The following is a 25,515-nucleotide window of genomic DNA, read 5'->3' on the forward strand; positions in this document are numbered from 1 at the left end:
CAAGGACTCGCAGTGGATCCGGGGCGAGCACCGCATCGGGTGATCCGCCGACCGTTCCTGCCCGCGCCGCCCGCGCGGCGCGCGCGTGTAGGAGACACATGAGACACTGTCCTGGGACGGAAATTCCCCCGCCCCGCCCCGCCGCTGAAGCGCGGTCCCGTGCGGGTGAGAAGGGCGGTTCAAGCGGTGCATGAGGCGGCAAGCTGACAGCTTGTGCCCGCGTAGGAAAGCACCCCCTTTCGCCCCCGTAGTCGCCCCCTTTTTCCTACACGCCGCCGCGCGGCGCTTGACACAGATCATTTAGGAATTTAGCGAAATACCTATGTCCGAGGTCTTCGACGCCCTTGCCCATCCGATCCGCCGCGCGGTGCTCGAGCTTTTGAAGCGCGGCGGGATGAGCGCGGGCGAACTGGCCGACCGGTTTGCGGTCTCCAAGCCGACCATGTCGGGCCATTTCGCCAAGCTCAAGGCCGCAGGCCTCATTCGCGGCGAGAACCGCGGCGGGTCGATCATCTACACCCTGAACCTCTCGACATTGGAAGAGGCGCTGCTGGGGTTCATGGCCAGAATGGGAATGGGCGTCGACATCGGGAGCGGCGCGGACGAGCGGCCGCCGCCCGAAACGGGAGAAACGACATGAAGGTGCGCGGGCTCTTGATCGCCAATCTGCTGCTGGCAGCCGCGATGGCCGGGTTCGGCGCGTGGGTCGCCGCGCGCCTCGCGCCGGGCACGCAGCTTCCCGTCCACTGGAACGCTGCGGGCGCGGCCGACGGCTTCCAGCCAGCCTTGCCGGCGCTGCTGTGGCCTGCGGGGCTGTCGCTGGCGGCCGGCCTCGTCATGGCCGCGATCCCCCGGCTCGAACCCTTGCAGGAGCGGCTCGAGGCCTCGGCCCCGGTGCTGCGCGCGTCATGGATCGGGGTGATGGGGCTGATGGCCTATGTGCAGGCGATGATCGCCGCACCGGCGCTGGGCTGGAACATCGGCATCGATCTGCTGCTGGCGGGAATGGGGATCATGTTCCTGATGATCGGCAATGCCCTGCCCAAGTCGCGTCCGAGCTTCTTCGTCGGCATCCGCACGCCGTGGACCCTGACCGATACCGACAACTGGATCGCCACCCACCGGCTCGGCGGCAAGCTGATGATGGCGGCAGGCGCGGCGATGCTGCTCGCCGCCTTCGTCCCGCTCGCGCCCGGATGGCGGCTGCCCACGATGATCGCGCCGGTCATCGCGGCGAGCCTCGTGCCGGTGGTCTACAGCTGGTGGCTGTGGCGCAGCCGGATGGCGCGATGATCCGTCCCGCCCTGCTGGCCGCTGCCATCGCCCTGCTCGCCGCCCCGCACGCGTCCCCGCTCAGGGCCGAGGCGCCGACGGGCGAGCCGATCGCGGCCGCCGGGCCGCTCGCGCCGCTCTCGGGCACGCTGCTCAGGGCGGGAGAGGGCGGCGACGGTCCGGTCGCGCTGATCATCCCCGGATCGGGCCCGACCGACCGCGAGGGCAACAATCCGCTGGGCGTCACCGCCGCGCCCTATCGCCTGCTGGCCGAGGCGCTGGCGGAGCGCGGGATCGCGACGGTGCGGTTCGACAAGCGCGGGATGTTCGCGAGCAAGGCAGCCTTCGCCGACGCCAATGCCGCCACCATCGCCGATTACGCCGCCGATACCGCCGCCTGGATCGCCGCGGCGAGGCAGGCGACGGGGGCAGGCTGCGTCTGGCTGATCGGGCATTCCGAGGGCGGGCTGGTCGCGCTGGTCGCCGCGCAGGAGCTTGAAGGGCTGTGCGGGGTGGTGCTGGTCGCCGCACCGGGGCGTCCGGTGGGCGATGTGATCAAGGCCCAGCTGCGCATCAACCCGGCGAATTTCGTGATCGTGCCCGCCGCCGATGCCGCGATCGACAAGCTTGCCGCCGGAGAGCGTGTCGACACCGCGACCTTGCCCGCAGCGCTGCACGGGCTGTTCGCACCGGCCTTGCAGGGCTTCCTCATCAGCCTGTTCTCCTACGATCCCGCCGCGCTCGCCGCTGAGGTGCAGCTGCCGCTGCTGATCGTGCAGGGGGGCAGGGACATCCAGGTCGCGCTCGCCGATGCCGAGCGGCTGGCGGCGGCGAACCCGGCGGCACGGCTGGTGGTCCTGCCGGATGTGAACCACGTCCTGAAGGACGTGGCCGAGGGCACCCCGGCCAACCTCGCCGCCTACCGCGACCCCGCCCTGCCGCTGGGCAAGGGCGTGGCCGGGGCGGTGGCGGACTTCATCCTCGCGCCGGGCGGCTAACCCCCCGGTTTCAGCACCACCTTGGTCCAGCTGTCCTGCGCGTTGCGGAACTGCCGGTAGCCTTCGGCCGCCTGTTCCAATGGCAGGCGGTGGCTGATGAGGAAGGTGGTATCGAGCTTGCCCTCCTCGATCATCCCCAGAAGGTCCTTCATGTAGCGCTGCACATGGGTCTGGCCGGTGCGCAGCTGGAGGCCCTTCTCCATCAGCGCGCCGAGCGGGAACTTGTCGGTCATGCCGCCATAGACCCCGGGCACCGACACCCGCCCCCCGGGGCGCACCGCGAGGATCGCCTGCTTCAGGGCGCTCGCCCGGTCGGCGCCGATGCCGATGGTCTGCTTGGCGATGTCGAGCATGTTGTCGATGGCAAAGCCGTGCGCTTCCATGCCGACCGCGTCGATCACCGCATCGACCCCGATCCCGCCCGACATCTCCATCAGCGCCTCGCGCACGTCGCTGGTGTGGAAGTTGACCGTTTCGGCGCCGAGCTGGCGGGCGAGTTCGAGGCGGTGGGGGTAGTGGTCGATGGCGATGACCTGCGCCGCCCCCATCGCCAGCGCCGATTGCACGGCGAACAGCCCCACAGGGCCGCAGCCCCACACCGCGACGGTATCGTCGGGCCCGATCCCGGCATTGTCGGCGGCCATCCAGCCGGTCGGCAGGATGTCGGACAGGAACAGCACCTGCTCGTCATCCAGATGGTCGGGCACCGCGATCGGGCCGACATCCGAGAAGGGCACGCGCACATATTCCGCCTGCCCCCCGGCAAAGCCGCCGGTCATGTGCGAATAGCCGAAGATCCCGGCCATCGGGTGGCCGTAGAGCTGTTCCGACATGTCCTGCTTTTCGGACGGGTTGGAATTCTCGCAGGCGCTGAATTGGGTGATGCGGCAATGGAAGCACCCGCCGCAGGAGATGGTGAAGGGCACCACCACGCGCTGGCCCTTCGTGAGAGTGCTGTCGCTGCCGGTCTCCACCACCTCGCCCATGAATTCGTGGCCGAGGATGTCGCCGGCCTGCATCGAGGGGATCACCCCGTCATAAAGGTGCAGGTCGCTGCCGCAGATCGCGGTCGCGGTGACGCGGATGATCGCATCGCGCGGGTTGACGATTTCGGGATCGGCGACGGTCTCGACGCTGACCTTTTTCGTGCCTTGCCATGTCAGTGCGCGCATCAGCGGGCCTCCTCGGTTTCGCGTTGGTGTTCGGCGCGGGTGCGCGCAGCGGTGGCGATTTCGCCGGTTTCCATCAGCATCTTGAAGCGTTTGAGGTCGTGCCGCGCCTGCAATTCGGGGCTTTGCCGTGCGAGGTTGGCGAGGGCATCGCCGACTGCGCCGGCCGCCGGCTTGTAGGCGATGATCAGGCTGACGCGGGTGCCGCGCTCTCCCGGCGCGTCCGCGAAGGTGACGCGGCCCTCGGTGTCGACCTCGCTGTCCCCGGTGGAGCGCCACGCGATCAGCTCGCCATCGACCTCGCGGGCGATGCGGGTGTCGACGGCACGGACCTGTCCGGCGATGGTGCGGATGTGCCAGGTGTGGTGGCCCGGCTCGCTGCCGGCCGGCTCGACCTTCTCGAGGTTCGCCATGAACTGCGACAGGTTGGGAAACTCGCGCCAGAAGGCGTAAAGCTCGGCGCGCGGGCGGGCGATGGTGACGCTGCGGCCGACCACGCGGTATTCGCCCGAAGAGCGCCGCGCCGTGTGGCCCGGCGCGCTGTCGGGATCGGCCTCTCGGCCCCGGCGCTTTGCGGCGGCGGCGGCGAGCGGGAGGGCGGCAAGCCCCACGCCTGCAAGCGCAAGCCAGGGCCACCGGGCGGGATGATCGTGTCGCATGCTTGTCCCTTTCGCTTGAGTGAGCCGGCAGGATGGCATGCGCGGGCACGGCGCCCGGTAACCTGCATTAGCGGGCCTCGGCGCGCTGGCCTTGCGGGGGCGCGGCTGGTCGTGCGAGGGCGCCTCGGGGTCATGCTTAACCCGCCGCTTGCGGCACCCCCGTGGTTTGCCCGCAGCCATCCCTTACCGCCGCCTTGGGACGGGCCGTGGCAAGGGCTTGGCCCATGAACAGCATCACCAGCCTTCTCTTTCCGCCGATCCGCTCCGGCAGCGCCGCCGCGCCCTCGGGAGCAGACGTGCGCCAGGAAATCGGCGATATGATCGAGGCGCTGCGCGCGCATCTCGACATGGATGTCGCCTTCGTCTCGCGCCAGGTCGGGGGCGCCCACCGCATCTTCACCCATGTCGCCGCGCGCGGGGTCGCGCCGCGCGCCTCGGGCGATCTGAACCCCAACGAGAACTCGCTGTGCTGGCTGGTGATCCAGGGCAAGCTGCCCGAGCGCGTCACCGACACCAGCCACTACGAGGCCGCCGCCTGCCTCCCGATCACCGACGCGATCAACGTGCGCGCCCATTTCAGCGTGCCGCTGCGCCGCCGGAACGGCGAGGTCCACGGCAGCCTGTGCTGCTTCAGCTACCGCCCCCGCCCCGACATCGCCGAGCGCGACATGCAGATGATCCGCTCGGTCGCGGCGATCGTCAGCGACCAGATCGAAAGCCGCATCGAACTCGAGGAGCGCGGCGAGAATGCTGCGGAGCAGATCGCCCGCCTGATCGTCGACGATGCGCTGACCATCATCCACCAGCCGATCTACGATCTCACCGACTGGCACCTGATCGGCCATGAATGCCTGATGCGCCACAAGGCGAGCCCGGACATCTCGCCGCGCGAGCTGCTCGACCAGGCGCGCGCCGCCGGCCGGACGCTCGAGCTGGAGCTGCACATCGCCAGGAAGGCGCTTGCCACGCTCGATCCCGCGCACCCCGAACGCTTCATCGCCATCAACGTCTCGCCCGAAACCCTCGCCAGCCCCGCGCTCGGCCAGGTGATCCCCGAAGGCCTCGCCTCGCGGCTGGTGATCGAACTGAACGAACAGGATACCGCGCGCGATCATGATGCGGTCAAGGCGGCGATAGAGGTGCTCAAGGAACGCGCCTGGGTGGCGGTGAGTTCGGAAGGGGTGGGGCTGTCCGGGCTTCAGGCGCTGGTCGATCTCGGCCCGGACATCGTCAAGATCGACCGCGAATTCCTCGCCGGGGTGGCCGCCGATGCCGCGCGCCGCACGCTGGTCAAGGCGCTGGTGCAGTTCGCGGCGGAAACCGGGGTGACGCTGATCGCGCTGGGGGTGGAGACGCGCGAGGACTTGCAGGCGCTGCGCGAGCTTGGCGTGCGCTTCGCGCAGGGCGATGTGCTGGGCAAGCCCGTGGCGCCCGGACGCGGCGCGCGGGTGTGGTGAGGGGGCGCTCTGTCGCGCTGGTGTCACAGTGCAGGTGCGGCGGTCAGCGTCACGGCAGGCAACGCAAAGGCGAGCCTGCGTTGGCACGGTCGGGCGCGCCAATGAGGTCGCGATCAAAGGTCAAGAAAATAGATAGTTAACGAGAAAGACCCCGGGGGATCGCTCCGCCGGGGTTTTCTTGTGTTTTGCCTTGGGCCGACTCCGGCAAAGCCGGAGTCGTCAAACGGGGCGCGGGCGCCCCGCTGGCCGGCCTGCGGCGTGGACGGGTCAGCTTGCGCTGGCCCGCCCGCCTTAGGCTTAGAACCCCATGCCGCCCATGTCGGGCATGGCGGGCGCGGCCGGCTTGTCGTCCGGACGCTCGACGATTGCCGCTTCGGTGGTGATCAGCAGGCCGGCGACCGAGGCCGCATCCTGAAGCGCGGTGCGCACGACCTTGGTCGGGTCGATCACGCCGGCCTTCACCAGGTTCTCGTAGGTGTCGGTGGCGGCGTTGAAGCCTTGCGTCTCGTCATCTTCGCGCAGCAGGTTGCCCGCGACGACCGCGCCATCGTGGCCGGCGTTCTGGGCGATCTGCTTGATCGGGGCGGTGATCGCCTTGCGGATGATGTCGATGCCGCGGGTCTGGTCTTCGTTCGCGCCCTTGAGGCCGTCGAGGGCCTTGGTGGCGTAGAGCAGCGCCGTGCCGCCGCCCGGGACGATGCCTTCTTCCACCGCAGCGCGGGTCGCGTGGAGGGCGTCGTCGACGCGGTCCTTGCGCTCCTTCACTTCGACTTCGGTCGCACCGCCGACCTTGATCACGGCCACGCCGCCCGCCAGCTTGGCGAGACGTTCCTGCAGCTTCTCGCGGTCGTAATCGGACGAGGTGTTGTCGATCTGGGTGCGGATCTCGGCGACGCGCGCCTTGATCTCGTCAGCCGACCCTGCGCCATCGACGATGGTGGTGTTGTCCTTGTCGATCGAGACCTTCTTGGCCTGGCCGAGCATGCCGACGGTGACGTTTTCCAGCTTGATGCCGAGGTCTTCGCTGATCATCTCGCCCTTGGTGAGGATCGCGATGTCCTGGAGCATCGCCTTGCGGCGATCGCCGAAGCCCGGGGCCTTGACCGCCGCGACCTTGAGGCCGCCGCGCAGCTTGTTGACCACGAGGGTCGCCAGCGCTTCGCCTTCGATGTCCTCGGCGATGATCAGCAGCGGACGGCCCGACTGCACCACGGCTTCGAGGATCGGCAGCATCGACTGGAGGTTCGACAGCTTCTTCTCGTGGATCAGGATGTAGGGGTTATCCAGTTCCACGGTCATCTTGTCGGGGTTGGTGATGAAGTAGGGGCTGAGGTAGCCGCGGTCGAACTGCATGCCTTCGACGACATCGAGTTCGAACTCGAGGCCCTTGGCTTCTTCAACCGTGATCACGCCTTCCTTGCCGACCTTTTCCATGGCCTGGGCGATCTTCTCGCCCACTTCCACGTCGCCGTTTGCGGAAATGATGCCGACCTGCGCGATTTCCGAGCTGTCTGACACGTCCTTCGAACGGGCCTTGAGGTTTTCGACCACGGCGAGCACGGCCTGATCGATGCCGCGCTTCAGATCCATCGGGTTCATGCCGGCCGCGACCGACTTCATCCCTTCGGTGACGATCGCCTGGGCGAGCACGGTGGCGGTGGTGGTGCCATCGCCGGCAGCATCATTCGCCTTCGAGGCCACCTCGCGCAGCATCTGCGCGCCCATGTTCTCGTACTTGTCCTTGAGTTCGATTTCCTTGGCGACGCTCACACCGTCCTTGGTGATGCGCGGCGCGCCGAAGCTCTTGTCGATGACGACATTGCGGCCCTTGGGGCCGAGGGTCACCTTGACGGCGTTGGCGAGGATATCGACACCGCGCAAGATACCTTCGCGGGCTTCGCGGCCGAACTTCACGTCCTTGGCAGCCATTTCGTTTCTCCTGAGATTTGTTTGTGTTTAGAAAGTGATAAAAGGGAAGGGCTTAGCCCACGATCCCCATGATGTCGCTTTCCTTCATGATCAGCAGGTCTTCGCCGCCGATCTTGACCTCGGTGCCCGACCACTTGCCGAACAGCACGCGGTCGCCGGCCTTGACGTCGAGCGCGATGCGGTTGCCGCTATCGTCGCGGTTGCCTTCGCCGACGGCGATGACTTCGCCTTCGCTGGGCTTTTCCTGGGCGCTGTCGGGGATGATGATGCCGCCGGCAGTCTTGGTGTCGGCTTCGATGCGACGGACCACCACGCGGTCGTGCAGCGGACGAAATGCCATGAGTATGACCTTTCCTGAATAGGTTGGGGTTGCTTGGCACTCCCCTCTCGAGAGTGCCAACGCCGCCGCATTTGGTCGCGGGGGGCGGATGAATCAACCCCTCGGGCCGCAAAAAATTTCGCCTCCCCGCAATCCCGCGCGCGGCAGGGTGGTCAGCGGGCGAAGGCTCGGCTACCCCAAATGACATACCCGCTCCACGGAACCCCGCCGCGCAATGCCCACCCCCAAGCTCACCCCGCTGATCATCAACCGCACCGACGACATCAATGTCGCCCACGAGGCGTGGGTCTGGCTGAAGGTCAACCTCGCCTTCCTGACCGGGGCGATCGCGGTGACGGTGATCGGAGTGCTGCTCGCCCGCCTGCTGTCGCGCTGGGCGGACCGTGCGCTTGCCCGTGCGACGCATATCGAGCCGACCGTCGCCAAGTTCCTCGGCAATGTGATCCGCTATGCCCTGTGGGTGGTGGTGGCGGTGACAGTGCTGACCCAGTTCGGGGTGCGCACGACCAGCATCATCGCGGCATTGGGCGGCCTCGCGCTTGCGGTCGGCCTCGCGCTCCAGGGCACGCTGTCGAACGTCGCGGCAGGGGTGATGATCCTCATCCAGCGCCCGTTCCGCGTCGGCGAATACATCACCGCAGGCACGGTAGCCGGCACGGTGCAGGGGATCGGCCTGTTCACCACCGAGCTGCTCCAGTTGGACGGGCTCTATGTCATGGTCCCCAACAACGAGCTGTGGAACAAGGCGGTCGTGAACCATTCGCGCATGCCGACCCGGCGCTTCGAGCTGGTGGTGACGATCGGCTACGAGGATGATCTGAAGGCCGCGCGCGATGCCATGCTGGCGCTCGCCACGGACGATCCGCGCACGCTCGATACCCCCGCACCGGTCGCCTTCATCGCGGCGCTTGCCGATGCGGGCGTGCGCGTGGGGGTGCGGGCGTGGTGCCAGGCGGGCGATCACCTCGCGCTGACCTGGGCGATGAACGAGGCCGTGAAGCTCAAGCTGGACGCGCTCGGCATCAGCCTCCACGCCGCCGCGGCGGCTACCCCGGCCCCGGCCCCGGCCCCGGCCCCGGCCCCTGCTCCCGCGCCCGCCGCGCGCTAGGCCGGCGCGTAGTCCGTCAGCCCCAGCCGGTCGCGCCGCGACCAGCGCCACAGCAAGAGCGTCGCGGCGAAGAACAGCCCGGCGGCAAGCCCGGTCCACACACCCGTGCCCTCGAGCGGGGTAAAGAAGCCGAGGCCGATCGCCAGCCCGAAGCCCGGCACCCAGTAGCTGAAGATCGCGATCCACATCGGCACGCGGGTGTCCTGAAGCCCGCGCAATGCCCCCGCGCCGACCGCCTGCACCCCGTCGGCCAGCTGGAAGATCGCCGCGAGCGTCAGGTATTGGACCGCAAAGCCGACCAGCGCGGCGTTGGCGGGGGCGTCAGGATCGACATAGACGCGCAGCAGCAGCGTCGGCTCCAGCATCATCGCCAGCGCGGTGGTGCACATGAAGCCGGTGCCGATGACGATCGCCACCCAGCCTGCCCGCCCGGCCGCGAGGCGGTCGCCCGCGCCGTGGTAGAAGCCGACCCGGATCGTCGCCGCCTGCGCCGTGCCGAAAGGGATCTGGAAGGCGAGCGCGGCAAGGTTCAATGCCAGCGTGTGCGCGGCCAGCTCGGTCTCGCCGAAGCGGCCCATCAAGAGCGCCGCGCCGCTGAACAGCCCCGCCTCGGCGAGCACGGTCAGCGCGATCGGCGTGCCGATCACCATGATCTCTTTAAGGCGCGTCCATTCGGGCCGCCACCAGCGCCCGAAGATGCGGTAGCGGCGCAAGCTGCGGTCGCGCCCGATCACGAACACATAGGCGCCGAGCATCGCGAGCGCGGTGATGACGCTCGACAGCGCCGATCCCATGAGGCCCAAGGCGGGCAGCCCGAGATGCCCGAACACCAGCGCCCAGTTGCCGAGGATGTTGGTGCCCAGCGCCAGCAGGGTGATCGCGGTCGCATAGCCGGGCTTGCCCAGCGCGGCGACGAAGATGCGGAACACGCCGGCCAGGATCATCGGGATCATCGCAAAGGCGATCACGAACAGGAAATCGCCCGCGATCGCGGCGATGGCGGGCTCCTGGCCGCTCAGCACAAGCAGCGGCTCTCCGGCAAAGGCCACCCCCATGCCGACGAGGCCGAACAACACCGACACCCACATCCCCATGCGCACCGTGCGGCGGATATCGCGCACCGAATGCAGGCGGCGTCCGCGCTCGGCGGCGATCAGCGGGGCGCAGGCGCCGACAAGGCCGGTCATCGCCCACAAGGTGAGGCCGAAGATCGCGATCCCGAGGCTCGACGCGGCAAGCGGCGTGTCGCCGAGCCGGGCGATGAAGATCACGTCGACCGCGTGGATCAGCATCTGCAACAGGTTCGTCGCGGCAAGCGGCACCGCCAGCGCCAGCGTCGCGCGCAGTTCCTGCCCCCAGCCGGGCACCTCGAGAGAGTTCGCCTGTGTCATGTCTTCGGTCGAATGGGCCCGCGGTCAGGCGAGCCGGCCGCGATAGGCGCGCGGGCGATTCGGGGAAAGGCAAAAGCGGCGGCGGGGGGGCATTCATACTGTCCGGCTTCGGGGCGGTTGCGCGCGATGCAATTCGCGGGAGGGCGGCGATCCGGTGTGCCAGCGCCTGCAAGGCGCCCCCGTCAAGCCTGCTGGCCAGTGGCGCCTTGCCCGGGGATGCGGGCTCTGCCGTGCCGCGAAGGACAGCCTTTTGCCGGAGCCCTAGGCGGCAGGGAAAAGCGCCGCATGGGCCCAGCAAAAAGGGCGACGCCATCGCTGGCGCCGCCCCTTTTTTGCGGCGATCCGAAGGTCGCAGGCAAAAGAGCTTACTTGAGCTCGACGGTGCCGCCGGCTTCTTCGATCTTCTTCTTGATTTCTTCGGCTTCGGCCTTGTTGATGCCTTCCTTGACGGCCTTCGGCGCGCCTTCGACGAGCGCCTTGGCTTCGGTCAGGCCGAGGCCGGTGATGGCGCGGACTTCCTTGATGACCTGGATCTTCTTCCCGCCGTCGCCGGTCAGGATGACGTCGAATTCGGTCTGCTCTTCGACGGCTTCGGCAGCCGCAACCGGACCAGCGGCAACCGCGACAGCAGCAGCGGCGCTCACGCCCCATGCTTCTTCGAGGGCCTTGGCGAGTTCGGCAGCTTCGAGCACGGTCAGCTGCGAGAGTTCTTCAACAAGCTTGGCAATATCGGCCATGATGGTTCTCTTTCAAATTGTGGCGGGGCAAATTCGCCCCAGCAGATTGTTTCGTCTGGCGAAAAACGTCTCTTAGGCTGCCTTGTCCGCGTAAGCGGCGAAAACACGGGCGACCTTGGCGGCGGGTGCGGTAACGACCTGGGCGATCTTCGTCGCAGGCGCGTTGACCAGACCGATGAGCTTGGCGCGCAGCTCGTCGAGGCTGGGCATCGAGGCAAGCGCCCGGATCCCGGCTTCATCGAGCACCACCGAACCCATCGACCCGCCGACGATTTCGAGCTTGTCGTTCGACTTGGCGAAATCGACAGCGGCCTTGGCAGCCGCGACCGGGTCCTTCGACCAGGCCAGCCCGACCGGGCCAGTGAGCATGTCACTGATCCCGACATAGTCGGTGTTTTCGAGGGCGAGATTGGCGAGACGGTTCTTCGCAACCTTGTAGGTGGCGCCAGCATCGCGCATCTTCCCGCGCAGGTCGGTGGACTGGGCCACCGTCATGCCGAGGTTGCGGGTGACGACCACCACGCTGACCTCGGAGAAGACCGCATTGAGCTGGGCAACCGCGTCGGCTTTCTGCGAACGATCCATGCCATACTCCTTCACATTTGGCCGTCAGGGATGGTTCCCGGACGACCGGCTACGTTGTGTCCATGCGCAGGGCCGCGAAGGCTCCGTGCACGGGCGAGTCCGTCGAAAGGGAAGGAGGGTGTGCCCCATGCCGAGTATCGGCAGGCACGCTGCGCGGCGTCTGCGTTGTCGCAGGCCCCTCGCGAAAATCTCGTTTCCCCGTCTAGGCTGGAAATTAAGACCGGCATATTCCGGTCACCAACTGTCTCGGACGGATGATCCTCGGAAGGATCGGGCGCGGCCAATAGCCTGCCATGCGGTCAAGTCAAGCGGATTGTCCCGCAGGGCGCCGGCCCCGAGGCCTGTGTCGAACCCTTAGGTGCGGCCTCAAGCCTTTGGTTGGTCGCGGCCTTGCTGTATAGGCCGCGCCCATGACCAGCCCCGAACCCGCCGAATCCCCCGCCGCTGCCGAGGCCAACCCGGCAGGCCGCGCGCTGCGCTTCATCGAACAGGGTCTGCTGATGGTCGCCGCGCTGATGACGCTGGGCGCGGCCGGGGCGGAGATGGCGGCGGTCTACCAGCGCGGCAGTATCGTGCTGGCCGATATCCTGCTGATGTTCCTCTACACCGAAGTGATCGCGATGATCGCGGTGTTCTACACCGGCAAGGGGAGCTCCTTCGTCTTCCCGATCTTCATTGCCATCACCGCGATCGCGCGGCTGATCGTGCTCCAGGGCAAGGACATGCAGGCCGAGAACGTGGTGTTCGAGGCCGGCGCGATCCTGCTGCTGGCTTTTGCCGCGCTGGTGATGGGGCGGGTGCGCTCGGACTAGCGACAAGGGCCGAGGCATTGCTGCCCCGGCCCCACTGTCGAAGAAGATCAGTCCGCCCGGTAGCCGAGCAGATCGCCCGGCTGGCATTCCAGCTCGCGGCAGATCGCAGCGAGGGTGGAGAAGCGGATTGCCTTGGCCTTGCCGGTCTTGAGGATCGAGAGGTTGGCGAGGGTGAGGCCGACGCGGTCGGCCAGTTCGGTCAGCGTCATGCGGCGGGCGTAGAGCAGGTCGTCGAGCTTCACCATGATGCGGGCTCCTTCGAGATCGTCGTTGCTGGGGGGCATCACACGGTCCCTTCGAGGTCTTCGCGCATCATCGCGCCGTGGCGGAACACGCGGGCAAGGATGAAGAGCAGGATCACCATCAGGATGCCGCTGAGGTCGAAGCCGCTGCTGATCTCGATATGGGTGTCTTCGCCCAGATCGTCGGCCAGCTCGACCAGATCGAGCGCCAGCGGGATCGCGGCCAGCACCAACAGCTGCACGCCGAGCATCAGCCATGCCATGAGGCTCAGCCTGTCGGCGTTGACCGGCACGAAAGGATCGCCTTCGCCCACGGTGTTGATGATCGCGCGCAGCCGCCCGAAGAACACGAACAGCGCGGCGATCATCGCAAACCCGATCAGCAGGATGCCGAGTACCGACAGCGTCGGAAAGACGACATCGCGATAGTCCGGGTCGGCCAGCATCTCGGCCTGGATCGAACCGTGGAAGATCGCGATGGCACCGAAGGCGATGACGACGGCAGCAGCGCCGAGCGCCATGGCGGCCTGCATCAGGATGGTGATGACCTTGCCGGCAAGCAGCAGGAGGTCGGAGGATCGGTCGGGCTTGGGCATGGGGCTGCTCCTCGTGCGGGGGTCAGGCGACTGCGGGCAGCGAGAGCGCCGCCGGAGTTTCGGCCTGCGCCGGGGGCACGGTGACGATCGCGCCGATCGAGCCGAGAGTGAGGACCATGGCGGCGCAGGCGGCAAGGGTGGTGTTGGCAAGGCGGGTCATATCGTCTTCCTTTAGAGGGCACATCGTCAATCAATAATATTGAAAAACAATATTGAGCTTGCCGTTTCCCGGTAAGGCCTCCGCAATGACGGCAATCCGGAACGCATCCCGCCGCACCTCCATTGACACAGGCCGGGGCCGCTCCTACATCGCGCGCTCTTGCCCGCTTCGAGCAAGGCCGGTTCATGCGCGGGAATCGGCCTCAGGATGGAAGCGGCGCAAGGCCGGTCTCGCGACGCTTGAGTGAAAGGCTGCTGCCGACACCGCTGGAAGGGCGGAGTTTGGCAAGCGGCTTTTGCGCGTTCCGATCGGCCGCCTTCTCGCGTGGAACGACAGCGATTTTTCCCGTCCGCGCGAACATTCCCGCGCGGCCCAATTGAAGAGGCAAGACCCCTCCATGGCCACCAAGGCGAAGCCGCCCGTCACCCGCAGCCGCAAGGCGCAAGGGACCGCCAAGAAGCGCATCCGCAAGATCTTCGGTGACATTCACGAAGTCGTGCAGATGCCCAACCTCATCGAGGTCCAGCGCGAAAGCTACGAGCAGTTCCTGCGTTCGGACAAGGCGACGGGCTATGTCTCGGGCCTCGAGAAGACCCTGCGCTCTGTCTTCCCGATCCGCGATTTCGCCGGCACCGCCGAATTGGATTTCGTCCATTACGAGCTCGAAGAGCCCAAGTACGACACCACCGAGTGCCGCCAGCGCGGCATCACCTATGCCGCCCCGATGAAGGTGACCTTGCGCCTGATCGTCTTCGAGGTGAACTCGGAAACCGAAACCCGCTCCGTCCTCGATATCAAGGAGCAGGACGTCTACATGGGCGACATGCCGCTCATGACCGAGAACGGCACCTTCATCATCAACGGCACCGAGCGCGTGATCGTCAGCCAGATGCACCGTTCGCCGGGCGTCCTGTTCGACCATGACCGCGGCAAGACGCATAGCTCGGGCAAGCTGCTGTTCGCCGCGCGCGTGATCCCCTACCGCGGCTCGTGGCTCGATTTCGAGTTCGACGCCAAGGACATCGTCAACGTCCGCATCGACCGCAAGCGCAAGCTGCCGGTCACGGCGCTGCTCTATTCGCTCGGCCTCGATGCCGAGGACATCCTCGGCTATTTCTACAGCACGGTGACCTGGGAACGGGCGAAAGACGGGTGGAAGATCCCGTTCCACGCCGAAGCCTGGCGCAACGCCAAGCCGACCTTCGCGCTGGTCGACGCCAAGACCGGCGAGGAAGTCTTCCCTGCCGGCCAGAAGATCAGCCCCCGCGCTGCCAACAAGGCGGCCAAGGACGGCCTCGCCGAACTGCTGCTGCCCACCGAGGAAGTCGTCAGCCGCTATGCCGCCGCCGACATGATCGACGAGAGCACGGGCCGCATCTATATCGAGGCGGGCGATGAAGTGACGCTCGAGCATGTCGAAACCCTCGACAAGGCGGGGATCGACCAGCTGCCGCTGCTCGACATCGACGAGGTCAACACCGGCCCGTGGATCCGCAACACCCTGAAGGCCGACAAGGCCGAGAACCGCGACGAGGGTCTCGAAGCGATCTACAAGGTCATGCGTCCGGGCGAACCGCCGACGAAGGAAACCGCGGAGGCGCTGTTCGAAGGCCTGTTCTTCGATGCCGAACGCTATGACCTGTCGGCCGTGGGCCGCGTCAAGCTCAACATGCGTCTGAGCCTCGAATGCGAGGACACCGTCACCACACTGCGCAAGGAAGATATCCTCGCGGTGGTGAAGGAGCTGGTCGGCCTCAAGGACGGCAGGGGCGAGGTCGACGATATCGACAACCTCGGTAACCGCCGCGTGCGTTCGGTGGGCGAACTGCTGGAAAACCAGTACCGCGTCGGCCTGCTGCGCATGGAGCGCGCGGTGAAGGAGCGCATGAGCTCGGTCGATGTCAGCACGGTGATGCCGAACGATCTCATCAACGCCAAGCCCGCCGTGGCTGCGGTGCGCGAGTTCTTCGGCTCCTCGCAGCTTAGCCAGTTCATGGACCAGACCAACCCGCTCTCGGAAGTCACCCACAAGCGCCGCGTTTCGGCATTGGGGCCGGGTGGTCTCACCCGCGAGCGCGCCGGCTTCGAAGTGCGCGACGTGCACCCGACGCATTATGGCCGCATCTGCCCGATCGAAACGCCCGAAGGCCCGAACATCGGCCTCATCAACTCGCTCGCGAGCTTCAGCCGCGTCAACAAGTACGGCTTCATCGAAACCCCCTACCGCAAGGTGGTGGACGGCAGGGTGACGGCGGATGTGATCTATCTTTCTGCGATGGAAGAGCAGAAGCACACCGTCGCGCAGGCTTCGGCCGAGCTGAATGAAGACGGCAGCTTCGTCGAAGAGCTGGTCTCCGCGCGTCACAACGGCGACAACCTGATGGCCCCGCGCGAGCACATCACGCTGATGGACGTGAGCCCCAAGCAGCTCGTCTCGGTCGCGGCCTCGCTGATCCCGTTCCTCGAAAACGATGACGCCAACCGCGCGCTGATGGGCTCGAACATGCAGCGTCAGGCCGTGCCGCTGGTGAAGGCGGAAGCGCCGTGGGTCGGCACCGGCATGGAAGAAACCGTGGCGCGGGATTCGGGCGCGGCGATTGCGGCCAAGCGCGGCGGGATCGTCGACCAGGTCGACGCCACCCGCATCGTGATCCGCGCGATCGGCGATGTCGAACCCGGCCAGTCGGGCGTCGACATCTACACCCTCCAGAAGTTCCAGCGTTCGAACCAGAACACCTGCATCAACCAGCGTCCGCTGGTGAAGGTGGGCGATGTGATCGAAGCCGGCGACATCATCGCCGATGGTCCCTCGACCGATCTGGGCGAGCTGGCGCTGGGCAAGAACAGCCTCGTCGCCTTCATGCCGTGGAATGGCTACAACTACGAAGACTCGATCCTCATCAGCGAACGCATCGTGAAGGATGACGTCTTCACCTCGATCCACATCGAGGAGTTCGAAGTCATGGCCCGCGACACGAAATTGGGGCCGGAAGACATCACCCGCGACATTCCCAACGTCGGCGAGGAAGCCTTGCGCAACCTCGACGAGGCGGGCATCGTCTATATCGGCGCCGAAGTGCACCCCGGTGACATCCTCGTCGGCAAGATCACGCCCAAGGGCGAATCCCCGATGACGCCGGAAGAAAAGCTGCTGCGCGCGATCTTCGGCGAAAAGGCCAGCGACGTGCGCGACACCTCGCTGCGTCTGCCCCCGGGCGTGGCGGGCACCATCGTCGAAGTCCGGGTGTTCAACCGCCACGGGATCGAGATCGACGACCGTACCCGTGCGATCCAGAACGAGGAAATCGAACGCCTGCGCAAGGACGCCGCGGACGAGCGCAACATCCTGAACCGCGCGACCTACAACCGCCTGCGCGACATGCTGATCGGCCAGACCGCTTCGGCCGCTCCCAAGGGGCTGAAGAAGGGCATCGAAATCACCGAGGAGGTCCTCGAGGAGATCGACCGCCACGAATGGTTCAAGTTCGCGGTGGCGGACGATGGCCGTCAGGCGCAGATCGAAGCGGTGAAGAGCCAGTACGACGAAGCCGTCGCGCTGATCGATGCCAAGTTCCATGACCGCAAGGAAAAGCTGGAGCGCGGTGACGAACTCGCTCCGGGCGTGCTCAAGATGGTCAAGGTGTTCGTCGCGGTGAAGCGCAAGCTCCAGCCGGGCGACAAGATGGCCGGCCGTCACGGGAACAAGGGCGTCATCAGCCGCATCCTGCCGATCGAGGACATGCCGTTCCTCGCCGACGGGACGCATGTCGACCTTGTGCTGAACCCGCTGGGCGTGCCGTCGCGCATGAACGTCGGGCAGATCTTCGAGACGCACCTCGGTTTTGCCGCCCGTGCGTTGGGCCACGAGATCAAGGACCTGCTGGAAGACTGGCGCAAGGCCAATCCCAACGCCTCCGAAGACTACGCCAATGTGGCGCCGCCGGCGGCCGTGCTCGACCGGCTCAAGGACGTCTACGGCGAGCAGTATGTCGAGGATCTCGAAAGCCGCTCGACCGCGGATATCGTCGAGCTTGCGGGCAACCTTTCGGCCGGCGTGCCGATGGGGACCCCGGTGTTCGACGGCGCGCGCGAGCCGGACGTGTCGGAGATGCTGGTCAAGGCCGGGATCGATTCCTCAGGCCAGAGCGTCCTTTATGACGGCCGCACCGGCGAGGCGTTCGACCGCAAGGTGACCGTGGGCATCATCTACATGCTCAAGCTCCACCACTTGGTCGACGACAAGATCCACGCGCGTTCGATCGGGCCCTACAGCCTCGTCACCCAGCAGCCGCTGGGCGGCAAGGCGCAGTTCGGCGGCCAGCGCTTCGGGGAAATGGAGGTCTGGGCGCTCCAGGCCTACGGCGCGGCCTACACCTTGCAGGAAATGCTGACGGTGAAGTCCGACGACGTGGTCGGCCGCACCAAGGTCTACGAGGCGATCGTCAAGGGCGACGACACCTTCGAGGCCGGCATTCCGGAGAGCTTCAACGTGCTCGTGAAGGAAATGCGCAGCCTCGGCCTCAACGTCGAACTGAAGTCGATCCTCGACGAGGACGACGACGGCGAGATGCTGGAGGCAGCGGAGTAAGGGCGCGGGGGCCTGAAGGCCCCCCGCCACCGCCGCACACGAATTTCATCCCCCTAAGGGAACACAGTCATGAACGACCTGACCAAATTCACCAACCAGCTGGCGAAGCCTGAAACCTTCGACCAGATCCAGATCGGCATCGCCTCGCCCGAGCGCATCCGCTCGTGGTCCTATGGCGAGATCAAGAAGCCCGAGACGATCAACTACCGCACCTTCAAGCCGGAGCGTGACGGGTTGTTCTGTGCGCGCATCTTCGGCCCCGTGAAGGACTACGAGTGCCTGTGCGGCAAGTACAAGCGCATGAAGTACAAGGGCGTCGTCTGCGAAAAGTGCGGCGTCGAAGTGACCGTCACGAAAGTCCGCCGCGAGCGCATGGGCCACATCGAACTGGCCGCGCCCGTCGCGCACATCTGGTTCCTGAAGTCGCTGCCGAGCCGCATCGGCCTGCTGCTCGACATGCAGCTGAAGCAGCTTGAGCGCGTGCTCTACTTCGAAAGCTACATCGTCACCGAGCCGGGCCTGACCCCGCTCGAGAAGTACCAGCTGCTCACCGAGGATGAACTCCTCGAAGCGCAGGACGAATATGGCGAGGACGCCTTCACCGCCGATATCGGCGCGGAAGCCGTGCGCACCATGCTGATGCAATTGGACCTCGAAGCCGAGCGCGAAGCGCTTATGGACGAGCTCGCGACCACCAAGTCGGCGCTCAAGCCCAAGAAGATCATCAAGCGCCTCAAGGTCGTCGAGAGCTTCATCGAATCCGGCAACCGTCCGGAATGGATGATCCTCGAAGTGATCCCGGTCATCCCGCCCGAACTGCGCCCGCTGGTGCCGCTCGACGGTGGCCGGTTCGCGACCTCGGACCTGAACGACCTCTACCGCCGCGTCATCAACCGCAACAACCGGTTGAAGCGCCTCATCGAACTGCGCGCGCCCGACATCATCGTGCGCAACGAAAAGCGCATGCTGCAGGAAGCGGTCGACGCGCTGTTCGACAATGGCCGCCGCGGCCGCGTCATCACCGGCGCGAACAAGCGTCCGCTCAAGTCGCTCTCCGACATGCTCAAGGGCAAGCAGGGCCGCTTCCGCCAGAACCTGCTCGGCAAGCGCGTCGACTATTCGGGCCGTTCGGTGATCGTGACCGGTCCCGAACTCAAGCTGCACCAGTGCGGCCTCCCGAAGAAGATGGCGCTCGAGCTGTTCAAGCCGTTCATCTACGCGCGGCTGGACGCCAAGGGTCTCTCGATGACCCTGAAGCAGGCCAAGAAGTGGGTCGAGAAGGAGCGCAAGGAAGTCTGGGACATCCTTGACGAAGTGATCCGCGAACACCCGGTGCTGCTCAACCGCGCGCCGACGCTGCACCGCTTGGGCATCCAGGCCTTCGAGCCCGTGCTGATCGAAGGCAAGGCGATCCAGCTGCACCCGCTGGTGTGTTCCGCCTTCAACGCCGACTTCGACGGTGACCAGATGGCGGTCCACGTGCCGCTGTCGCTGGAAGCCCAGCTCGAAGCCCGCGTGCTGATGATGTCGACCAACAACATCCTCTCGCCCGCCAACGGCAAGCCGATCATCGTGCCCTCGCAGGACATGGTGCTGGGGATCTACTACCTCTCGATGGAGCGGCAGGAGAAGCACCCCGAATATATCGAGGAAGCTGACGGCACCAAGATCGAGAAGCTCCCGCGTTTCAGCGACATGGCCGAAGTGCACCAGGCGCTGGAAACCAAGGCGGTCACGCTCCACACCCGCATCCTCGCCCGCGTGCCCCAGGCCGACGAGCACGGCGTGGTGGCGATGAAGCGCTTTGTCACCACTCCGGGCCGCATGCTGATCGGAGAGTGCCTGCCGAAGAACCACAAGGTGCCCTTCGACATCATCAACCGCCTGCTCACCAAGCGCGAGATCGGCGACGTGATCGACCAGGTGTACCGCCACACCGGCCAGAAGGACACGGTGCTGTTCGCCGACGCCATCATGGCGCTGGGCTTCCGCCACGCGTTCCGCGCCGGGATCAGCTTCGGCAAGGATGACATGATCATCCCCGACGCCAAGGAGAAGCTGGTCGAGGAGACCAAGGAACTGGTTGCCGGCTATGAACAGCAATACCAGGACGGCCTCATCACCCAGCAGGAAAAGTACAACAAGGTGATCGACGCCTGGTCGAAGTGCGGTGACATGGTCGCCGACGCGATGATGGCCGAGATCAAGGCGCAGCCGATCGATGCCGAGACGGGCAAGGAAGCCCAGATCAACTCGATCTACATGATGAGCCACTCGGGCGCGCGCGGCAGCCCGGCGCAGATGAAGCAGCTTGCGGGGATGCGCGGGTTGATGGCCAAGCCTTCGGGCGAGATCATCGAGACCCCGATCATCTCGAACTTCAAGGAAGGCCTGACCGTTCTTGAATACTTCAACTCGACCCACGGGGCGCGCAAGGGCCTCGCGGACACCGCGCTGAAGACCGCGAACTCGGGTTACCTCACCCGGCGCCTTGTGGACGTGTCGCAGGATTGCGTCATCGTCGAGGAGGATTGCGGCACGCAGAACGCGCTCGAAATGCGCGCCATCGTGCAGGGCGGCTCGGTGATCGCATCGCTTGGCGAGCGCATCCTCGGCCGCACCGTGGCCGAAGACATCGTCAACGCCGGCACCGGCGAAGTGATCGTTGCCGCCGGCACCCTGCTCGACGAGAGCATGGTCAAGGCGATCGAAGCGGCGGAAACCCAGTCGGCCCGGATCCGCTCGCCGCTGATCTGCGAAGCCGAACAGGGCGTGTGCGCGACCTGTTACGGGCGTGACCTTGCCCGCGGGACCCCGGTGAACATCGGCGAAGCGGTGGGCGTCATCGCGGCGCAGTCGATCGGTGAGCCCGGCACCCAGCTGACGATGCGGACCTTCCACATCGGCGGCGCGGCGCAGCTCAACGAAACCAGCCACCTCGAAGCCATCTCGGAAGGCAAGGTCGAGTATCGCGAGATGCAGACCATCACCGACAAGATGGGCCGCATTCTCAGCCTGTCGCGCAGCGGCGAAATCGCGGTGATCGACGCCGAAGGGCGCGAGCGCGAAATGCACAAGGTGCCCTACGGGACGGTGATCAAGTTCAAGGACGGCGATCACGTCAAGATCGGCGATCGTCTCGCCGAGTGGGATCCGTTCACCCTGCCGATCATCACCGAGCAATCGGGCGTGGTGAAGTATCAGGATCTGGCCGAGGGCATCACGCTCGAGGAACAGATGGATGATGCCACCGGCATCGCCCAGCGCGTGGTGACCGAAAACCGCGCGACCGGCCGCAAGAAGAAGGAGGATCTGCGTCCGCGGCTCACCCTGCTGGCCGAAGGCAGCGGGGAAACCGAAGCGGCACGCTACATGCTCGCTCCGGGCACGACCCTGTCGGTGGCCGATGGCGACACGGTGCAGGCGGGCGACATTCTCGCCCGTGCGAGCCGCGAAGCCGCCAAGACCCGCGACATCACCGGCGGTCTGCCGCGCGTGGCCGAACTGTTCGAGGCGCGCATGCCCAAGGACGTCTCGATCATCGCCAAGATTTCCGGCCGGATCGAATTCGTCCGCGAATACAAGGCCAAGCGCAAGATCGCGATCATCCCCGAGGAGGGTGAACCCGTCGAGTACCTGATCCCCAAGACCAAGGTGATCGACGTGCAGGAAGGCGACTACGTGAAGAAGGGTGACACCCTGATTTCCGGCTCGCCCAACCCGCACGACATCCTCGAGGTGATGGGCGTGGAAGCGCTGGCCGAATATCTCGTCGACGAGATCCAGGAAGTCTACCGCTTGCAGGGCGTGAAGATCAACGACAAGCACATCGAGGTGATCGTTCGCCAGATGCTGCAAAAGGTCGAGATCACCGATGGCGGGGACACCACCCTGCTGCCGGGCGAGCAGATCGACCTTGCAGAAATGCTCGAGATCAACGGCAAGCTGGCCAAGGGCAAGCAGGGCGCGTCGGGCAATCCGGTGCTGCTCGGCATCACCAAGGCAAGCCTCCAGACGCGCAGCTTCATCTCGGCGGCCTCGTTCCAGGAAACCACCCGCGTGCTGACGCAGGCGGCGGTCGAAGGGAAGAAGGACACCCTGATCGGGCTGAAGGAGAACGTGATCGTCGGCCGTCTCATCCCCGCCGGGACCGGTGCGGGCATGAACCGCCTGCGCGTCACCGCCAACAGCCGCGATGCGGCGCTGAAGGCGGCGTGGAAGCGCCAGCAGGACGCGCTTGTCGCTTCGGGCCAGCGCGAGGTCGAGCCGGAAGCCGACGCAATCGGTTCGGAAGAGAAGATGAAGGCCGCGATGGCCGCGATGGCGGCCTCCGCCCCCGCAGCCGGCATCGAGGACGACGGCGAGGAGTAAGCCTTCCGTCCAAACCCGTGCGGCACGAATGGCCCCGCCCGAGCTTGCTCCGGCGGGGCTTTTCTTTTGCGCTTGTCGCATGCTTACCCTGTGTTAGGCTTTGTGCCCTGAGGGAGGGTGCACCATGAAAAAACAGGGATTTGTTCTCGCCGCACTGGCCGCGACCATGCTGTGCGGGATGATGCCGGGGGCGGCATGGGCGCAGGACGAGGGGATGATCGTCGTCACCGGTTCGCGGGTCGACCGGGACGATTACGATCAGTATTACGATGAAGGCCAGTCCGCGATCGGCCTCACCCGCAAGGCCGACAACTTCGTCAAGCCGCTCTACATCAATTCGGATTCGCGCGATCCCGATGTGCGCCGCGCCGAGGTGACGGCGATGCTCGGGGACGTGATGCGACTCGCCGCCGCGCAGGGGATTGCGCTGGTCGCGGGCGATTACAAGCTGGTGCCGCTGACCCCCGAAAGCCTCAAGGCCCTGTCCTACGGCGTCGGCAACCGCCCGGACACGACCCGGGTGAAGGTCTGTGCGCGGGTGCCGGTGGGCGGGGGCTTTGCCGGGGTGCGCGCTGTGGACGCCGCGATTGCCGCTTTCGTCAAATCGGTGCCGGTGACCGGGCGCTCCTATATCGAGACCGGCGGCACGGACCTCGCGATCAACAACCCGCAGAGCTATCGCGGGGCGGTGGTCAAGGCGATCGCCGATGAGGCCAAACGCTATGCGGCGCTGTTCGGCCCCGATTACGGGATCGAGCTCCGCGGGCTGGATAGCGAGCTTTACTTCAAGCAGGCGAGCGAAACCGAAGTGTTCCTCTATATCGAGCATTCCTTCGTGATCGGGCCGAAATAGCCAGAAATCGCTATTGCAAATCACTCGCATCTAAGTCAGACAGGTGTGCACATGCAGAGCCCGATCTGACCTTGAGCGAGGACCCATGCCCCGACCCCAAGCCCCCTCCGCCGCCGCCCTGAAGCTCATCGCTGCGCTCGCCGCGCCGCCGCGGGTCGAGCGGCTCGGGCCGGTTGCGGCGCGCTTCCTCCACGCCTTGCGGCTGATCGCGCTCCACGAACGGGCGGGGCGCGATCCGGTGCCCGAACTGGCGATGCGGCTCGGCAGCGTCGAGGTCGCGGCCAAGGCGCTGATCATGGCGCAGGCCATCGCCGCGACCTGGCCGGAGAACATCGCCGTCTCGCGCTTCTGCTGCCGCCTGCTCAGCCACGACGAGGCGACCATCGGCGCGCTCATCGATGCGGCGGCCGACGGCGACCGGCGCGGGTTCGAGGCGGCACTCGACGGCCTCGTCCGCGCGGATCGCGCGCACCGGTTGTGGGACGCTGCACTGGCGCTGGCAGACGCCGAGATGCGCGCTCTCTAGTGCTTGCGGGGCAAGGCCGCGCGCTCTACCGCCCGTGGCATGACCGCGACCACCCGCTTTGCCCCTTCGCCCACCGGCCGGCTGCATGTCGGCAATATCCGCACCGCGCTCCACAACTGGATGCTGGCGCGGCAGGCGGGTGGCGGCACGTTTATCCTGCGCATCGATGACACCGATGCCGATCGCAGCCGCGAGGAGTTTGTCGAGGCGATCCACGCGGACCTCACATGGCTGGGCCTGACCTGGGATCGCGAAGAACGCCAGTCGGCGCGGCTCGATCGTTACGCAGCGGCCTTCGATGCGCTGCGGGCGGCGGGGCGCGTCTACCCGTGCTACGAGACCGCGCAGGAGCTCGACGTCAAGCGCAAGATCCAGCTCTCGCGCGGGCTGCCGCCGATCTATGACCGCGCTGCCCTTAAGCTCACCGATGCCGAGCGCGCGGCGCTCGAAGCGCAAGGCACGGCACCGCACTGGCGCTTTCTGCTCGACCATGCCGAACCGATCCAGTGGGACGACGGCATCCGCGGCCTCCAAAAATTCGATCCTGCGCAGCTCTCAGATCCCGTCATCCGCCGCGCCGACGGATCGTGGCTCTACATGATGCCAAGCGCTGTCGACGATATCGACATGGGCATCACGCAGGTTCTGCGCGGCGAGGACCACGTGTCGAATACTGCCGTGCAAATCCAGATCTTTACCGCACTTTATGCTGCACAATTCGCCGCAGCAAAACCGCTCCCCGCCTTTGCGCATGAAGCGCTGCTGGTGGGGCGCGAGGGCAAGCTTTCGAAGCGCCTCGGATCGCTCGGTTGCGATGCGTTCCGCGAGCGCGGCATCGAGCCCGAGGCGATTATCGCCCTGCTCGCCCGGCTCGGCACCTCGCAGCCGGTCGAACCGATCGCCGATCGCGCGCTGCTCACCGCCAGCTTCGATCTGGCGACCTTCGGCCGCGCGCCCGCCAAGTTCGACGAGCAGGATCTCGAGCGTCTCAATGCCGGGATCGTCCACCAATTGCCCTATGAGGCGGTCGCCGCACGGCTTCCCGCAGGCATGGACGCGGCCGGATGGCATGCGGTGCGTCCCAACCTTGCCCATGTCGGCGAGGCGGCGGAGTGGTGGCGGCTGGTCACCGGGCCGATCACCCAGCCGGATTTCGCGGAGGAGGACAGGGCCTTCCTCGCCGCCGCCGCCAGCATTCTGGCTTGGGGGGACAATCCGTGGGGCACGCTCACCGCGGCGCTCAAGGACGCCACGGCACGCAAGGGCCGGGCGCTGTTCCTGCCGCTGCGGCAGGCGCTGACCGGCATGGACCACGGCCCCGACATGGGCGAGCTGCTCTCCCTGATCGGCGAAGCAGAGGCCCGCGCGCGCCTCGCCCGCGCCGCCGGGATCGCCTGAACCGTTCGATCAGCGCCAAGGACGGCTCGGCAGGCAGCATGGCTGCGGCTTGCGCAGCCGGCAAGGGTCGGTCATCAAACCCCCTCGGAATTGCAACAGGGGCCGGATCGATGAAAGCCATTCTTGCGGGCGCGGGCAGCCTGCTCGCCATGATCGCTGCGCCGCTGGCGGCAGAAGAGGGCTATTACCAGCACCCTGTGGCGAGCGGCGATGTGCTGGTCTTCGTCAGCGAGGGCGACCTGTGGCGCACCGGCCGGGGTGACGTGACCCCCTGATTTTCCTCCACGAGCGATTAGAGTCTGGCCTGAAGGAAGGACAGACGAT

General features: G+C 66.3%; 22 protein-coding genes. 12 read left to right on the plus strand and 10 right to left on the minus strand.

The genetic code is table 11. The features are described 5' to 3' along the window. Positions 1-322: 322 nt before the first annotated feature. From D620_RS0106060 to D620_RS0106070, 3 genes are read left to right on the plus strand one after another with little or no spacing between them, the layout of a single operon-like run. The gene (locus tag D620_RS0106060) at positions 323-640 is read left to right on the plus strand and encodes a metalloregulator ArsR/SmtB family transcription factor (protein WP_017664903.1); all 318 of its coding nucleotides are present in this window, start codon (positions 323-325) and stop codon (positions 638-640) included. After that, positions 637-1,293, plus strand: a complete 657-nt coding sequence (locus tag D620_RS0106065) for an SdpI family protein (RefSeq protein WP_017664904.1) — start codon at positions 637-639, stop codon at positions 1,291-1,293. The genes D620_RS0106060 and D620_RS0106065 overlap by 4 nt, the downstream gene beginning before the upstream one ends. Beyond that, on the plus strand, positions 1,290-2,270 hold the full coding sequence (locus D620_RS0106070; protein ID WP_026091999.1) for an alpha/beta hydrolase: 981 nt from the start codon (positions 1,290-1,292) through the stop codon (positions 2,268-2,270). Before D620_RS0106065 ends, D620_RS0106070 begins: the two co-directional genes overlap by 4 nt. On the opposite strand, the gene D620_RS0106075 is transcribed toward D620_RS0106070, so the two are convergent. Both D620_RS0106075 and D620_RS14795 read right to left on the minus strand, forming a co-directional pair. Further along, positions 2,267-3,442, minus strand: a complete 1,176-nt coding sequence (locus tag D620_RS0106075) for a zinc-dependent alcohol dehydrogenase (protein ID WP_017664906.1) — start codon at positions 3,440-3,442, stop codon at positions 2,267-2,269. The genes D620_RS0106070 and D620_RS0106075 overlap by 4 nt on opposite strands. Beyond that, entirely contained in the window at positions 3,442-4,050 is a 609-nt protein-coding gene (locus D620_RS14795) for an SRPBCC family protein (protein ID WP_233992000.1), read from the minus strand. Before D620_RS14795 ends, D620_RS0106075 begins: the two co-directional genes overlap by 1 nt. Before the next feature lie 272 nt (positions 4,051-4,322). Here D620_RS14795 and D620_RS0106085 point away from each other — a divergent pair, with 272 nt between their 5' ends. Next, the gene (locus D620_RS0106085; RefSeq protein ID WP_017664908.1) at positions 4,323-5,555 is read left to right on the plus strand and encodes an EAL domain-containing protein; all 1,233 of its coding nucleotides are present in this window, start codon (positions 4,323-4,325) and stop codon (positions 5,553-5,555) included. Between the two features lie 297 nt (positions 5,556-5,852). Here the strand turns inward: D620_RS0106085 and groL are convergent, their stop codons facing one another. Beyond that, a complete protein-coding gene (groL, locus tag D620_RS0106090; RefSeq protein ID WP_017664909.1) occupies positions 5,853-7,484 on the minus strand; it encodes a chaperonin GroEL in 1,632 nt (543 codons plus the stop codon). Positions 7,485-7,536: 52 nt separating this feature from the next. Further along, a complete protein-coding gene (gene groES / locus D620_RS0106095) occupies positions 7,537-7,824 on the minus strand; it encodes a co-chaperone GroES (protein ID WP_017664910.1) in 288 nt (95 codons plus the stop codon). A 214-nt stretch (positions 7,825-8,038) separates the two neighbouring features. Between groES and D620_RS0106100 the strand changes: the two genes are divergently transcribed. Further along, entirely contained in the window at positions 8,039-8,932 is an 894-nt protein-coding gene (locus D620_RS0106100; RefSeq protein WP_017664911.1) for a mechanosensitive ion channel family protein, read from the plus strand. Here D620_RS0106100 and D620_RS0106105 read toward each other — a convergent pair. The 3 genes from D620_RS0106105 to rplJ all read right to left on the minus strand — a co-directional run bounded on the left by D620_RS0106105 (position 8,929) and on the right by rplJ (position 11,645). Then, a complete protein-coding gene (locus tag D620_RS0106105) occupies positions 8,929-10,323 on the minus strand; it encodes an MATE family efflux transporter (protein WP_017664912.1) in 1,395 nt (464 codons plus the stop codon). The two genes, D620_RS0106100 and D620_RS0106105, sit on opposite strands and share 4 nt — an antisense overlap. Before the next feature lie 365 nt (positions 10,324-10,688). Continuing rightward, the gene (rplL, locus tag D620_RS0106110; RefSeq protein ID WP_017664913.1) at positions 10,689-11,060 is read right to left on the minus strand and encodes a 50S ribosomal protein L7/L12; all 372 of its coding nucleotides are present in this window, start codon (positions 11,058-11,060) and stop codon (positions 10,689-10,691) included. 72 nt (positions 11,061-11,132) lie between these two features. After that, positions 11,133-11,645, minus strand: a complete 513-nt coding sequence (rplJ, locus tag D620_RS0106115) for a 50S ribosomal protein L10 (RefSeq protein ID WP_017664914.1) — start codon at positions 11,643-11,645, stop codon at positions 11,133-11,135. Between the two features lie 410 nt (positions 11,646-12,055). Between rplJ and D620_RS0106120 the strand changes: the two genes are divergently transcribed. Then, positions 12,056-12,457, plus strand: a complete 402-nt coding sequence (locus D620_RS0106120; RefSeq protein ID WP_017664915.1) for a phosphate-starvation-inducible PsiE family protein — start codon at positions 12,056-12,058, stop codon at positions 12,455-12,457. 47 nt (positions 12,458-12,504) lie between these two features. Here the strand turns inward: D620_RS0106120 and D620_RS0106125 are convergent, their stop codons facing one another. Genes D620_RS0106125 through D620_RS16330 form a run of 3 tightly spaced genes read right to left on the minus strand, consistent with a single transcriptional unit; the run spans position 12,505 to position 13,455 of the window. Continuing rightward, positions 12,505-12,741, minus strand: coding sequence for a helix-turn-helix domain-containing protein (locus tag D620_RS0106125; protein WP_017664916.1), 237 nt, complete (start codon positions 12,739-12,741; stop codon positions 12,505-12,507). Next, complete coding sequence (locus tag D620_RS0106130) at positions 12,741-13,295, minus strand: DUF2975 domain-containing protein (protein ID WP_017664917.1); 555 nt, start codon at positions 13,293-13,295, stop codon at positions 12,741-12,743. The genes D620_RS0106125 and D620_RS0106130 overlap by 1 nt, the downstream gene beginning before the upstream one ends. A 22-nt stretch (positions 13,296-13,317) precedes the next feature. Continuing rightward, the gene (locus D620_RS16330; RefSeq protein ID WP_017664918.1) at positions 13,318-13,455 is read right to left on the minus strand and encodes a hypothetical protein; all 138 of its coding nucleotides are present in this window, start codon (positions 13,453-13,455) and stop codon (positions 13,318-13,320) included. A gap of 397 nt (positions 13,456-13,852) precedes the next feature. On the opposite strand from D620_RS16330, the gene rpoB reads away from it, so the two are divergent. The 6 genes from rpoB (at position 13,853) to D620_RS16335 (ending at position 25,466) form a co-directional block, all read left to right on the plus strand. Continuing rightward, positions 13,853-18,043, plus strand: a complete 4,191-nt coding sequence (gene rpoB, locus D620_RS0106140) for a DNA-directed RNA polymerase subunit beta (protein WP_017664919.1) — start codon at positions 13,853-13,855, stop codon at positions 18,041-18,043. A gap of 69 nt (positions 18,044-18,112) precedes the next feature. After that, on the plus strand, positions 18,113-22,414 hold the full coding sequence (gene rpoC, locus D620_RS0106145) for a DNA-directed RNA polymerase subunit beta' (protein WP_017664920.1): 4,302 nt from the start codon (positions 18,113-18,115) through the stop codon (positions 22,412-22,414). Positions 22,415-22,538: 124 nt separating this feature from the next. Then, entirely contained in the window at positions 22,539-23,267 is a 729-nt protein-coding gene (locus D620_RS0106150; RefSeq protein WP_017664921.1) for a hypothetical protein, read from the plus strand. A gap of 85 nt (positions 23,268-23,352) precedes the next feature. Continuing rightward, positions 23,353-23,793, plus strand: a complete 441-nt coding sequence (locus tag D620_RS0106155) for a hypothetical protein (RefSeq protein ID WP_017664922.1) — start codon at positions 23,353-23,355, stop codon at positions 23,791-23,793. A gap of 39 nt (positions 23,794-23,832) precedes the next feature. Beyond that, positions 23,833-25,191 (plus strand): glutamate--tRNA ligase, encoded by a 1,359-nt coding sequence (gltX, locus tag D620_RS0106160; protein WP_017664923.1) that lies wholly within the window; start codon positions 23,833-23,835, stop codon positions 25,189-25,191. Between the two features lie 110 nt (positions 25,192-25,301). Further along, a complete protein-coding gene (locus D620_RS16335) occupies positions 25,302-25,466 on the plus strand; it encodes a hypothetical protein (RefSeq protein ID WP_017664924.1) in 165 nt (54 codons plus the stop codon). Positions 25,467-25,515: the final 49 nt, after the last annotated feature.

It is taken from the genome of Porphyrobacter sp. AAP82 (assembly GCF_000331285.1).
In the GTDB taxonomy this organism is placed as follows: Bacteria; Pseudomonadota; Alphaproteobacteria; order Sphingomonadales; family Sphingomonadaceae; genus Erythrobacter.

Coding starts and splice junctions, on each gene's coding strand:
- D620_RS0106060 (WP_017664903.1), top strand. CDS start 323: ATGTCCGAGGTCTTCGACGCCCTTGCCCATCCGATCCGCCGCGCGGTG.
- D620_RS0106065 (WP_017664904.1), top strand. CDS start 637: ATGAAGGTGCGCGGGCTCTTGATCGCCAATCTGCTGCTGGCAGCCGCG.
- D620_RS0106070 (WP_026091999.1), top strand. CDS start 1,290: ATGATCCGTCCCGCCCTGCTGGCCGCTGCCATCGCCCTGCTCGCCGCC.
- D620_RS0106075 (WP_017664906.1), bottom strand. CDS start 3,442: ATGCGCGCACTGACATGGCAAGGCACGAAAAAGGTCAGCGTCGAGACC.
- D620_RS0106085 (WP_017664908.1), top strand. CDS start 4,323: ATGAACAGCATCACCAGCCTTCTCTTTCCGCCGATCCGCTCCGGCAGC.
- groL (WP_017664909.1), bottom strand. CDS start 7,484: ATGGCTGCCAAGGACGTGAAGTTCGGCCGCGAAGCCCGCGAAGGTATC.
- groES (WP_017664910.1), bottom strand. CDS start 7,824: ATGGCATTTCGTCCGCTGCACGACCGCGTGGTGGTCCGTCGCATCGAA.
- D620_RS0106100 (WP_017664911.1), top strand. CDS start 8,039: ATGCCCACCCCCAAGCTCACCCCGCTGATCATCAACCGCACCGACGAC.
- D620_RS0106105 (WP_017664912.1), bottom strand. CDS start 10,323: ATGACACAGGCGAACTCTCTCGAGGTGCCCGGCTGGGGGCAGGAACTG.
- rplL (WP_017664913.1), bottom strand. CDS start 11,060: ATGGCCGATATTGCCAAGCTTGTTGAAGAACTCTCGCAGCTGACCGTG.
- rplJ (WP_017664914.1), bottom strand. CDS start 11,645: ATGGATCGTTCGCAGAAAGCCGACGCGGTTGCCCAGCTCAATGCGGTC.
- D620_RS0106120 (WP_017664915.1), top strand. CDS start 12,056: ATGACCAGCCCCGAACCCGCCGAATCCCCCGCCGCTGCCGAGGCCAAC.
- D620_RS0106125 (WP_017664916.1), bottom strand. CDS start 12,741: ATGCCCCCCAGCAACGACGATCTCGAAGGAGCCCGCATCATGGTGAAG.
- D620_RS0106130 (WP_017664917.1), bottom strand. CDS start 13,295: ATGCCCAAGCCCGACCGATCCTCCGACCTCCTGCTGCTTGCCGGCAAG.
- D620_RS16330 (WP_017664918.1), bottom strand. CDS start 13,455: ATGACCCGCCTTGCCAACACCACCCTTGCCGCCTGCGCCGCCATGGTC.
- rpoB (WP_017664919.1), top strand. CDS start 13,853: ATGGCCACCAAGGCGAAGCCGCCCGTCACCCGCAGCCGCAAGGCGCAA.
- rpoC (WP_017664920.1), top strand. CDS start 18,113: ATGAACGACCTGACCAAATTCACCAACCAGCTGGCGAAGCCTGAAACC.
- D620_RS0106150 (WP_017664921.1), top strand. CDS start 22,539: ATGAAAAAACAGGGATTTGTTCTCGCCGCACTGGCCGCGACCATGCTG.
- D620_RS0106155 (WP_017664922.1), top strand. CDS start 23,353: ATGCCCCGACCCCAAGCCCCCTCCGCCGCCGCCCTGAAGCTCATCGCT.
- gltX (WP_017664923.1), top strand. CDS start 23,833: ATGACCGCGACCACCCGCTTTGCCCCTTCGCCCACCGGCCGGCTGCAT.
- D620_RS16335 (WP_017664924.1), top strand. CDS start 25,302: ATGAAAGCCATTCTTGCGGGCGCGGGCAGCCTGCTCGCCATGATCGCT.